An 11,982-nucleotide genomic window follows, 5' to 3' on the forward strand; every position below is an offset into this window, starting at 1 on the left:
GAACCTCCGGTCTCTGCGTCCCGAACGCAGCGCTCTACCAAACTGAGCCACATCCCGTTGAAGAAAAATGTCTCTAATTAAGATCGAAGTGATTTGCAACAATTATTTTATTTTCCCGTCGTCATTCGTTGGCCTGGGATGATAAAACTTGCTTGAATACGTCTGTCCGTGCAACCTAGGCGGCGGCTTTGTGGTTGTAGCTTCGTTCGGGAAATTTTCGAAAGTGTTTTTCGGGAGTAGTTTTTTTGACCGTGTTTGGGGCGTTTTTTGCGTGTCGCGCTGCCCGGTTTGTATCCACGACCGCGTGGCGCGCACGGATTGTGGCCATTACTCATGATGGCAGGAGTGCTTCGATTCCTTTTTGGAGTTTATTTTTCGTCCTGTCGCGGTAAGGCCTGGAAAAATTTCGCAGAGTAGTCTATATTCGTACACGCGCGGACAGTAATCTTTGACTGTGTTTTGGCTGATCATCAAACGGAGAGCTTTTGTGATACGGGTTGTAGTTGTCGATGACTCCGCGTTTATGCGCAAGGCCATTGGGACGATGTTGGAGAACGATGCCGAGATCGAAGTCGTGGGCACGGCCAAGAATGGCCAGGAGGGCTTGGACTTGGTCCGTCGGCTTGATCCCGACGTGGTTACCTTGGACATTGAAATGCCCGTCATGGATGGATTGACGGCGCTCAAGCATATCATGATGGAAATGCCCCGTCCGGTGATCATGATCAGTTCCCTGACCGTGGAGGGCGCCGAGGCCACGTTGAAGGCCTTGGACGCGGGCGCGGTTGACTTTATCCCCAAGAAATTGTCGCGGGTCAGTCTGGAAATTGTCAAAATCGAGCAGGATTTGCAGGCCAAGGTCAAGGCCGTGGCCAAACGCCCTGGTGGTTTTCGTCGGACACGACCACGTCCGATGCTTCCAGGTTTGCCAACATCCATGATTCCCGCTGTGTCGCGTCGTGCCGGGATGCGGAGCGTGATCGCGATTGGCGTGTCCACGGGTGGGCCTCCGGCCGTGCAGAGTATTTTGTCCCGGCTGCCGGGGGATTTTCCGGCGACCATTCTCATTGCGCAACACATGCCCCAGGCGTTTACGGGCCCTTTTGCCAAAAGGCTGAATTCATTAAGCGCACTGGATGTAAGCGAGGCACTAGACGGAGCGCCCGTGGCGCCTGGCCGGGTATATGTCGCGCCGGGTGGTTCTCATTTGCGGGTGCGGCGTGAAGGCATGCGTCTGGTGGTTGAAGTCGGTGTCGAACCCCATGACAGCTTGTACAAGCCTTCGGCCAACGAATTGCTTGCATCCGTGGCCGATGTTTGTGGGGGGCGTGCCGTGGGCATGCTTTTGACGGGGATGGGGAGCGATGGGTTGGAAGGTGCGCGAAAACTCAAGGCCAGCGGCGGAAGAATTCTTGCCCAGAGCGATGCGACGTGTGTAGTGTATGGCATGCCCAAGGCCGTGGTTGATGCCGGGCTGGCCGATGAGATCATCGACTTGCCGGACATTCCGGCAGCCTTGGTGGGGGCTTTGGTCAGGTAGCGTGGCTGCGTGACGGAAGGAATTTGGCCGTCAAAACAGGAAGGGGTGCGCGGATGAGTCATGACATGCTGGACAATCTTCGGAGCGCGGACGTGGATCTGCAGCGCGAAGGTGCGTTTCAGGCGGCCGAGGCCAGACAGGAAGAGGCTGTCCCGCTTTTGGTGGCGTTGTTGCAGAGCAGCAATCTGGGTGTGCAGGAAGCCGCCGACCATGCTTTGCGCAAGATAGGTGGCCGCAGGGCCGTGGAGGGAGTTTTGCCCTTGTTGCGGAGCGATCATCCGCCAGTCCGTAATCTGGCCATGGATTTACTTCGCGCTCTAGGTGGAGAACATCTCGATTTGCTTTTGCCCCTGCTCAAGGACGAGGACCCCGACGTTCGAATTTTTATGTCCGATATTCTTGGCGCCACGGATAATGTCTTGGCCGTGTCTTCACTGTGCGAGGCCTTGCTCCGCGATCCAGAGGTCAATGTGCGGTATCAGGCCGCGGTCAGCCTGGGCAATTTGGCGCGGCCCGAAGCGGTTAAAAGTCTGAATCAGGCTCTGGACGACGATGAATGGGTGCAGTTCGCGGTGATCGAGGCCCTGATGAAGATCCGGGATGATTCGTCGATCAACGCGTTTGCCCGCGCTTTGGATCGTAGTTCCGAGTTGGTTGGGTCCATGATCATTGATGCCTTGGGCGAAATGGGCAACATCAAGGCCGCGCCCATGCTTCTGAAGCGTCTGGACAGTTCGGATGCGGCCTTGCGGAACAAGGTTTTGCGCGCCATCGTGCGCATCATGGGCGGCAAGAGCCTGGCGTTGCTGGCTGCCGACGAACGCGTTCGGGTTGGGCGGTATCTGCTTTCGGCATTGGACGACGAGGACGCGGAAGTGCAGGACTCGGCCATGGTTGGGTTGGGCTATGTTGGAGATAACAAGGCCATGGCTCGGATTTTGGATGTGGCGGGCGCCCTTGATCCGGATCGGGATCTGGAAAGGGTCGGTCTGGCCGTTGACGCATTGGTGCGTATCGGCGCCTTGGACGAGCTGGGAAAGGCGTTGCTTTGCCCCAATGAAGGGGCGGCCCAGATCGCGGCGTTGGTTTTGGAACGGATCGGAACACCCGAGGCCGTGGCCATGCTGATCCATGCGTTTGCGTCCAGCGAGAGGGACATGCAGCGGTCCTTGGCGGCCGGGGTGGCCCGGGTGGCTGGCGAAGAGGCCAAGGGCTTTTTTTTGGATGTACTGAAGACCACGTCGGACGGCACTATCCTCAAACAGTCCTTGTTTTTTTTGGGAACAAAATTGCGTTGCCCGGATTGCGTGGAAGCCATTTTGGCTCATCTGAGTCATCCGTACCATGACGTCAAGGAGGCGGCCCTGGACGCGGCTGTCGCCGTGGGCTCGGAGCCGGTGGCGCGGTATTTTCAATCCATGAGCACGGCGGCCGACTCCATGAGCCGCCTCATGGGCTTGTACGGCTTGGGACGGATAGATGTTCGCGCTCACTCGTCCGAGCTGCTGCGGGGGTTGTCGGATGAGTCCGCCGATGTCCGTAAAATATGTCTGGAAGCGTTGGGGAGCATGGCGCATGAGCCCCGGATTTTTTCCGCCTTGCTCGGTTTGGCTCGTGACGAAGTGCCCGAGGTGCGTTTGGCGCTGGTTGAAACCATGGGCCGGGTTTGTTCGGACGAGGCGTGGGATTTTTTGTGCCGCGCCCTGAAGGACGAGGACGACTGGGTGCGCATTCGGGCCGTGGAGGCCCTGGCGGACTGCACCTTCAGCCAAGGTGTTCCGGCCATCATCGGCTTGCTCGAGGACCGAAATCAACTTGTGGTGCTCAAGGCTTTGTCTGCTTTGGGGCGCATGGGTGGGCAGGCCGCGTTCAGGGCGCTCATGGCCACCCTCGACCACGAGGATCCGGAGATTCAGGCCGCTGCGGAGCAGGCTCTTGACGTGTTACAGGCTCATTCCGGGGAGGTGTGTTGATGTCCGGTCTTTTTTCCAAGACCATCACCCTGACCAAGGAACTCAAGGTCAACGACGAGGAATTCGTCAACCTGCGTGATTTCGTTTATGAGCAAAGCGGAATTTTTATTGCTGATAACCGGAAGTATTTGCTTGAAAATCGTCTTGGCAACCGCCTCAAGGAGCTCAATCTCAAAAGTTTTGGGGAATATTTTTATTTTCTCAAATACGATTCGGGCCGCAAGAGCGAACTCAACCGCTTGTTCGAGGTCATCACCACCAATGAAACCAGTTTTTATCGTAATCCACCGCAGTTGCAGGTCTTTCAGGACGTGATCCTGAAAGAGGCTCTGGAGGCCAGACGCAAGGCCGGGGACAGATCCTTGCGGATTTGGTCGGCGGGCTGCTCCACGGGCGAGGAACCTTACACTTTGTCGATCATGTTGCACGAGGTTTTGCGGTTTGAAATCGCATCCTGGGATATCCGCATCACGGCCAGCGACCTGTCCGAGGGCGTGCTCCATTCTGCCAGACGCGGCGTCTACACGGAATACGCCCTGCGGACAACGCCCAAGGAAATTGTCACCCGTTACTTCGACAAGGACGGAGATGGACGTTTCCGGATCAAGAACGAGATCCGCAATCTGGTCCAGTTCGGACAGTTGAATTTGAGCGACCGGATGCAGATCAAGCGGGTGGAGCGTTCCCAGATCGTGTTTTGTCGCAACGTGATCATCTATTTCGACGAGGAGATGAAGCGCCAGGTTATCGGCGGCTTTTATGATAATTTGTTGCCTGGCGGATATTTGTTCATTGGCCACTCGGAATCGCTGCATAACCTGTCCCGGGCTTTCAAGCCGATTCATCACCCGGGGGCCATCGTGTACAAGAAGGAGGTTTGAGTGTCCCAGGATAGTGAACGCAGACAGCACGCGCGCCTGCCCAAACCCTATCGTCTGGAGCTGGCGGAGTTTGTTTTTCCCCTCAAGCAGCAGCCGCGCATCAGCGCCGTTTGCGAAGATGTCAGCGCTGGAGGATTGGCCGTGGTGGTGCCACGACGGTTTGAGCTTGGCTCCAAGGTCCAGGTCCGTTTGCACATGGCCAGGCTGAACAAGTTCCATCCCGGTTTTTTCAAGGTTTTCGAGAGTGACGTGGACCAGACCCTGCAAGCCGTGGCCGAGGTGGTGCGGGTCGAGGAACGCATAGCGCTGCGCAGTTATTGCCTGGGTCTTCGTTTCACGGATGTGTACGACGATGACTGGCGCGCGCTGCATGGCTTGATTCAGGACGAGCTCCGTCGCCAGTCCAGGCACGGTCGGGACTGACATGGGAACAGTGCTCTCTGTCGCCAACCAGAAGGGCGGGGTCGGCAAGACCACGACCACCTTGTCCCTGGCCGCGAGTCTCGGCGTCCTGGGACGCAAGGTTTTGGTCATGGACATGGATCCTCACGCCAGCGCCAGCATCCATCTGGCCTATTACCCGGAAAGCGTGACCGGCACTGCCTTCGATGTTTTCGCGGATCACGACGACGCGCGGGCGTTGTGGACTTCGGTCATCCATCGCCGCGCGTCGCATGGTTTTGATTTCGTGCCCAGCGACACCAGACTCTCGGATCTGGAAACGGACCTGCGCGATCGACCAAACAAGGGGCTTATCCTGGCCGGACGCATTGCCGCCATCAGGTCTCGATACGACTATGTCTTGCTGGACTGCCCGCCCCAGATGAGCGTGTTGCTGGTCAATGCCCTGGTGGCGGCGGATTTGGTCGTCATCCCCATTCAGACGGATTTCTTGGCCCTGCACGGACTCAAGCTGCTTTTCGCGACTTTGGGCGCCCTGGAAAGAGGCCTGAAGCGACCGGTCCGCTACAAGGCCCTGGCCACCATGTTTGATTGCCGGGCCAGTGCGTGTCGTCGGGTGCTTGCGTTGTTGCGCCAAAAAATGGGGCCGCGCATGTTCGAAACCGTCATCAACATGGATACCAAGTTTCGCGAGGCCTGCGCCCATGGCCTGACTATCACCGACTTGGCGCCGAGCTCGCGCGGAGCATTGGAATACCTGGAATTGGCCAAGGAATTGGAGCGGATGGAGGAAGCATGAGCGATTGCGTGAAAACGCCGGAAGAATATTTTTTGCAACAGGAGTTTGGCTCCGGAAGCAACACGGATCTGACCGAGGCGGAACAGGCGTTTTTGCGCCGTTACGCTGGATTGGGCGTGGCCCGCGAGGTCCCGGTTCAGAATCCCGAGGCTGTCCTGACTCCCAAGGCACAGGCCGAAACCGCGCCCATGGCCGAGCCAGCCATTGGGTCGGCGAGCACGACCGTGGCCAAGGCCGCGCCACCAGCCGTGGCCACGGTTCAGGAGCAATTGCGCGCCGCGGCTGAAATCCAGCTTGTGTCCTTTTTTTTGTCCGGCCAGGAATACGCCCTGCCTATCTCCATGGTGCAGGAGGTCATCACCTTTGTCGAACCGACCAAATTGCCGGCGGCACCGGCATACATCTCCGGCATCATTAACTTGCGAGGGCGGGTCACGCCCCTTGTCCGGCTCAATGACTTGCTGCGCCTCACGGCCCGGGACGAGGATCGAGAACGCTTTATCGCGGTCTGCCGGCACGAGGGGTTGCAAATCGGTTTGATCGTCCATGCCGTGGCGACCATGTACCGGGTACGCGCCGAGGATGTGGAATGGAACATCGAGGCCCGGCTCGGCGTTGGCGGCGATCATCTTGCCGGGCTTTTGAAATTTCAAGACAAGCTGATCGGCATCATCGCCGTGGATCAATTGGTGCGTACTGTTCTGGATCGGTAGCGGAAGCCGAAAAGTGATTGCGGAGGGAGCATGGCCAAGCATATTTTGATTGTGGATGATTCAAAGACGGTTCGGAACCTGGTGGCCTTCATCATGAAAAAGGAAGGCTTCAAGGTAACCGTGGCCGAGGATGGTTTGGACGGCCTGGAAAAGCTCTATGCGACAGGCAAGGTCGATTTGATCATTTCCGATATCAATATGCCACGGATGGACGGTTTCACCTTCATCAAGACGGTCCGCGAGCAGGACGCCTATCGTGATATTCCCATTGTGGTTTTATCCACAGAAGGCCAGGAGAAGGACATCCAGGCCGGCCTGAACCTGGGAGCGAATATGTACATGGTTAAACCGGCCCAGCCTGAAAAGATGCTCCGCAACGTCAAGATGCTGCTCGGTTGATGGCGCCAACACCGGAATTTCACGGGAAAGAATTTTTCGAGGCCGGGGAACACGTGGGGCGTCGTTTGGTGAAGAGAAACAAGGCACGAAAGGGGTTTTGAATGAACCAGGATTTCATGGATCCGGAAATTTACGCGGATTTCGTCATCGAAGCCAGGGAGCATCTGGAGACCATTGAGCCGACCCTGTTGGAGCTGGAGCGGACGCCCGACAATCTGGGCCTTTTGGACGAGATTTTCCGGCCCATGCATTCGTTGAAAGGGGCGTCGGGTTTTTTGGGATTGAATCGGATGAATCGCTTGGCCCACAAGGGCGAGAGCGTCCTCGACGAGCTGCGCAGAGGGAGGATGCGGGTCACTTCGGAAATCATGGACCTGATTCTCAAGACCACGGACATGCTCAAGGAAATGATCGAGTCCTTGGAAGAACATGGGCACGAGGGGGAGGGCAACATCGAATCCTTGATCGGGGCCCTGGACGATCTGCTTTCTGGCGCTACTCCCGCGCCGGCCTCGCCGTCGACAGTGCCGCCCGCCGCGCAAGCGGACTGCTCCGAGGCGGGCGTCTATCGCTTGTCGCTCAAGAACGCGCCCGAATTGCCGGCCTACACCTTGACCGTGGTCAACGAGGAGCATTTGAGTGATTTTTTGGAGGAAGCCCAGGAAGCCATCACCGCCTTGAACGAAGCCCTGGTCCGGGCGGAGCAGGACCCGACCGATGCCGAGCTGATCAATGACCTCTTCCGGTATTTTCATAATTTCAAGGGTAATTCCGGCATCATCGGCCATGTCGAGCTCAATGCCCTGACGCATGAAGCCGAGACCCTTCTCAATGGAGTCCGCAAGGGCGACCATGCGCTGACGCGTGGCACCGTGGATTTGCTCTTGTCCGTGGTCGATGGGTTGGAGGAGCTGTTGCGGCGCATTGACCCTCGGACAGCTCGGACCACGCCGGTGGACATCGCGGCCCTGGTCGAAGGGTTGCGGGCCGAACAGGCTTTCGGGGATGGTCCGGGTTGCGATGAAAAACCCGCGGCGTCGCGGCTTGTCCCTGTTTCGGCTGCGCCCCCGGTCACAGCCGTCGCGGCTGGCGTTGATCCCGAGGATCTGGCCATTTTCGAGGACACGGTAACCCAGCAGTTGGAAAACATGAGCCTGGCCCTGTCCGTTCTGGCCAAGGATCCAAACCAGCGGGAGTATATCGACGGCTTGTATCGCTCATTGTCCTCGTTGCAAAATTCCTCGGCCTACATGAATCAGGACGACCTGCGCGTTTACGCCGAGCGTACGGCCGGTTTGGTCCGCCAGGCGCGGGACACGGGGCTCGACTTTTCGCTCATGCTTGGGATGCTTGAACAGGAAGTCTCCATTCTGGAGGAAATGGTCGGCAAGGCCCTGGCTGGATTGAAAACCGCGCCACGTACCGAGCCTGAGTCCGTGCCCGTGGCTGCATGCCCGGAGGCCGCCGCCACCGATGCGCGGACCGTGATCGCCGAGGCCGGGGGGGACGATCGAGATGATTCGCAAAAAACGGCCAAGGACAAGTCCAAGAAGACATCGTCCACCATTCGCGTCGACCATGCCAAGCTCGATCACTTGATGAATCTGATCGGCGAGCTGATCATCAATCGCAACCGTTTCGCCATGCTGGCCAAGGCCTTGGAAGCTGGAGAAAATGCGCACGATATCGCCCAGCATCTGACCGAAACGACCTATTCCATGAATCGTATTTCCGATGATCTGCAAGATACCATCATGCATGTGCGCATGGTTCCGGTGCAGACGGTTTTTTCAAAATTTCCGCGTCTCATTCGCGATTTGAGTCGGAAATCCGGCAAGAAAGTGGAGCTGATCACCGAAGGCGAGGAGACCGAGCTGGACAAAAGCGTGGTCGAGGTCATTGGCGATCCGTTGGTGCATTTGCTGCGCAATTCCGTCGATCACGGCCTGGAATCCGCCGAAGTACGAATTGCCGCGGGCAAGCCGGAAACGGGTCGGGTTTGGCTGCGGGCTTTTCACAAGGGGAATTCCGTGCTGATCGAAGTCGAGGACGACGGCAAGGGGATCGATCCCGATGTCATGCGCCGCAAGGCTATCGAAAAGGGCCTGATCAGCGAGGACGAGGCCCGGACCATGGATGACCGGGCCGCCCGCGAATTGATTTTCGCGCCGGGTTTTTCGACGGCCGCCCAGATCACGGATATCTCCGGACGGGGCGTGGGCATGGACGTGGTGCGCAACAATATCAAGGAGCTCAAGGGGAGCGTGCAGGTTCAGTCCGAGGTGGGCAAGGGCACCACCTTCACGTTGACCCTGCCCCTGACCCTGGCCATCATTGACGCGCTCATGGTCCAGGTGGCGGGAGACACGTACGCCATTCCCCTGGACGCCGTGTCCGAGACAACAAAAATCTCGGCATCCAAGATCAACGAGATCAATCGTCGCAAAGCCACGACCCTGCGCGGTGACGTGCTTGGCCTAGTGGATTTGGGTGAAATTCTTGATTTGTCCGCCACTCCGCAACAGCGCGATCTGCTGCCCGTGGTCATTTTAAACATCAATGACCGCCGGCTGGGACTTGTCGTCGATCAGCTTTTGCAGCGTCAGGATGTGGTCATCAAATCCATGGGTGATTATCTGGGCGACATCCATGGTATTTCCGGCGCGACCATCATGGGCGATGGCAGCGTCATTCTGATTCTCGATCCGCATGAAATCTACCGCATCGCCACCGCGAAAAATCTCGGCTGAGTTGGGCCGTGATCATTGCGGGGTGAACCCATGACCATTTTCACGCTGCCTTCAGGGCATGCAGCCTTGCGCCTGGACAAGGTTCTGGCACGGGAAACGGGCCTGGGCCTGAGGCGCTGCCGGTACCTCATCGACCAGGGCCTGGTTTCCGTGGACGGACGGCCGAGGCGCAAGGGAGATCTGGTCCGTTCCGGTCAACGCGTTGTCGTGACCGAGGATCCTGGTCCGGACGCGGTCTACCCAAGCGTGCTCATTGTCGCCCGGGATGCGCGTTTTGCAGCCTTGGACAAACCCGGCGGCCTGCATACCGTGGCCGGCAAGGAGTCGAGCCTGGAAACGTTGTTGCCGGGGATGGGACTTAACGGCTGGAAACTGGTGAATCGTCTCGACGGCCTGACTTCCGGATTGGTTTTGGCCGCGCGGCGGGACGTGGATCGGGCGCTGTATAAAAGCTGGCAGGAGCAGGGCCTGGTCTCCAAATGGTATCTGGCCGTGGTCCATGGGGAGTGTCCGGCGATGGAACTGCGCGGCAGGATTCTCGATGCCAAGCGGACCGTTGTCCGGGTCACGGGATCCGACGATGTCCCCTTGCGCTGGACCCAGATTTTTCCCTTGATTCCGTTGGGCGCGACCACCATGGTCCTGACCCGGATTTTCAAGGGGCGGCGGCACCAGATCCGGGCCCATTTGGCGCATGCCGGACATCCCATTCTGGGAGATCCGGTTCACGGATTGGCGGAGTCGGGCGGCTTGTTTCTCCATCATTGGCGTATCGACATGCCGGGTTTTTCCGCCTCGACGGATCCGGGGTGGGATGGGTTTGATTCTGGCTTGGCCGAGGCGACGCGGATCGTGGCGGCCATGCGCTCGGAATCCGTCGGGTCACGGCCCATCCACGCATTGGGATCGTTGGCGCCGGACGGGTTCGTGATGGATAGCGTTTGATTTCGTTTGCCATATTGTCGGGCAAATGGCGTCTTGAACCAAACAAAAAAGCGACCAGGCCCAAGTCTGGTCGCTTTTTTGTTTGTAATCGGTTTTTTATGAACGGAAAGAGGGCTGGTCACGGCGTTGTGCCGCGTTGGATCAATCGAAGAGGGCGTTTGCGAATTCAGGCCCCGAGAAGGGGCGCAGGTCCTCCATTTTTTCGCCCAGGCCGACAAAGCTGATCGGGATGCCAAATTCCAGGGCAATGGCCACGATGATGCCGCCCTTGGCCGTGCCGTCCAGCTTGGTCAGCACGATTTCGTTCACGGGCGAGGACTGGGAAAAGAGCTTGACCTGGGACAGGGCATTTTGGCCGGTGGTCGCGTCCAAAACCAGGATGGTTCGATGGGGCGCGCCTTCGAGTTTCTTACCCAGAACCCGATTTATTTTTTTCAATTCTTCCATGAGATTGTGCTTGGTTTGCAGACGGCCGGCGGTGTCCACGAAAACCAAATCATAGCCGTCCTTGATGGCGTGGTCCACGGCTTCGAAAGCCACCGCGGCCGGGTCGCTCCCGTGGGCCTTGGCGTAGAAACCGGCCCCAACCCGTTTGGACCAGACCTGGAGCTGTTCGATGGCTGCGGCGCGGAACGTGTCGCCGGCCGCCACCAGAACCTTGCGGCCCTGCATCTGGGCCCGGTGGGCCAGCTTGGCGATGGTCGTGGTTTTGCCCGCGCCATTGACGCCGACCATGAGCACCACTTCCGGCATGCGCGGGACCGTGGGTGCGGTGGGTTCGACAAAGACCGCGATCAGCTCTTCCTTGAGCAGGGCCTTGAACTCGGCCGCGTCGCGGCTGCCAGCCTTGCGCACCTTGGGCTTGAGGCGCTTGAGCAGCTCTTGGGTGGCGGTCACGCCAACATCCGCCATGAGCAGGATTTCCTCCAATTCTTCCCAAAACTGGTCGTCATAGCCACCCGCCAAGGACAGGAGCTGATCGATACGCATGGTCAACTGCTCACGGGTCTTGCCCAGGCCGGCCGAGAGTTTCAGGAACAGGCGGTTGCGTTCGTCTTCCTCGTCTTCCAGGTCCAGGGCCAGCGCCATGCGGTATTGCAGTTCCGACCGGAATTCCTCCACCCGGTCATAGTCCATGTCGCCCAGCCAGGTATCGAAGCGGGCGATGAAGTCCTCGCTTTCGTTCGTGGGCACATCGAGCTGGGTGAACAGAAAACGCAGTCGGATCCAGAGGATATCGCCCCGCCGGTCCACGCCATCGAGAATATGGCCCATCCAGGTGGATAACCGGGGCTCGGCTCCGCGCAGCGCCGCGACCAGGTTTTCCTGCCAGGGCTCCAGGGCCGGCTGGGCCGACGGTTTTTCCTGGAAGAGCAGCTCTGGTTTGGGTTTATCCGGGGCGACTACCGGTTGCGTCGGTTTCTGTTGGGCCGGTTCGGTCCCGGGTGTTTCTGTCGGCGTGGCGTTTTTGGGCCCGAGACCCAAAAAACGGCGCCATCCCGATGTCTTGGCCTGGGTCGGGGCGAAGTCCACCTCGTTGGTGGTTTCTGAAGTCCGGATCGGTTCCGGCATGGGTTCCT

Annotated in this window: 10 protein-coding genes; 9 read left to right on the plus strand and 1 reads right to left on the minus strand. The window is 58.5% G+C overall.

Annotated features, from left to right (window positions below):
* The first annotated feature begins 487 nt into the window (after positions 1-487).
* The 9 genes from EOL86_08000 to EOL86_08040 all read left to right on the plus strand — a co-directional run bounded on the left by EOL86_08000 (position 488) and on the right by EOL86_08040 (position 10,402).
* The gene (locus EOL86_08000) at positions 488-1,540 is read left to right on the plus strand and encodes a chemotaxis response regulator protein-glutamate methylesterase (protein NCD25518.1); all 1,053 of its coding nucleotides are present in this window, start codon (positions 488-490) and stop codon (positions 1,538-1,540) included.
* Positions 1,541-1,593: 53 nt separating this feature from the next.
* Positions 1,594-3,513, plus strand: a complete 1,920-nt coding sequence (locus tag EOL86_08005) for a HEAT repeat domain-containing protein (protein ID NCD25519.1) — start codon at positions 1,594-1,596, stop codon at positions 3,511-3,513.
* Positions 3,513-4,394 (plus strand): protein-glutamate O-methyltransferase CheR, encoded by an 882-nt coding sequence (locus EOL86_08010; GenBank protein NCD25520.1) that lies wholly within the window; start codon positions 3,513-3,515, stop codon positions 4,392-4,394. The genes EOL86_08005 and EOL86_08010 overlap by 1 nt, the downstream gene beginning before the upstream one ends.
* Positions 4,395-4,817: a PilZ domain-containing protein gene (locus tag EOL86_08015; protein NCD25521.1), complete on the plus strand. Its 423-nt coding sequence runs from the start codon at positions 4,395-4,397 to the stop codon at positions 4,815-4,817. It abuts the gene before it with no gap.
* A 1-nt stretch (position 4,818) separates the two neighbouring features.
* Positions 4,819-5,595 (plus strand): ParA family protein, encoded by a 777-nt coding sequence (locus EOL86_08020; GenBank protein NCD25522.1) that lies wholly within the window; start codon positions 4,819-4,821, stop codon positions 5,593-5,595.
* Positions 5,592-6,308, plus strand: coding sequence for a purine-binding chemotaxis protein CheW (locus tag EOL86_08025; protein NCD25523.1), 717 nt, complete (start codon positions 5,592-5,594; stop codon positions 6,306-6,308). The genes EOL86_08020 and EOL86_08025 overlap by 4 nt, the downstream gene beginning before the upstream one ends.
* A gap of 30 nt (positions 6,309-6,338) precedes the next feature.
* Positions 6,339-6,707, plus strand: a complete 369-nt coding sequence (locus EOL86_08030; GenBank protein NCD25524.1) for a response regulator — start codon at positions 6,339-6,341, stop codon at positions 6,705-6,707.
* A 101-nt stretch (positions 6,708-6,808) separates the two neighbouring features.
* Complete coding sequence (locus tag EOL86_08035) at positions 6,809-9,457, plus strand: chemotaxis protein CheA (protein ID NCD25525.1); 2,649 nt, start codon at positions 6,809-6,811, stop codon at positions 9,455-9,457.
* Between the two features lie 30 nt (positions 9,458-9,487).
* The gene (locus EOL86_08040) at positions 9,488-10,402 is read left to right on the plus strand and encodes an RNA pseudouridine synthase (GenBank protein NCD25526.1); all 915 of its coding nucleotides are present in this window, start codon (positions 9,488-9,490) and stop codon (positions 10,400-10,402) included.
* Positions 10,403-10,543: 141 nt separating this feature from the next.
* Here EOL86_08040 and ftsY read toward each other — a convergent pair.
* Positions 10,544-11,982: signal recognition particle-docking protein FtsY (gene ftsY, locus EOL86_08045; protein NCD25527.1), on the minus strand; the 1,439-nt coding region annotated here is incomplete at its 5' end.

The sequence above is a fragment of the Deltaproteobacteria bacterium genome (genome assembly GCA_009930495.1).
GTDB lineage: Bacteria > Desulfobacterota > Desulfovibrionia > Desulfovibrionales > Desulfomicrobiaceae > Desulfomicrobium.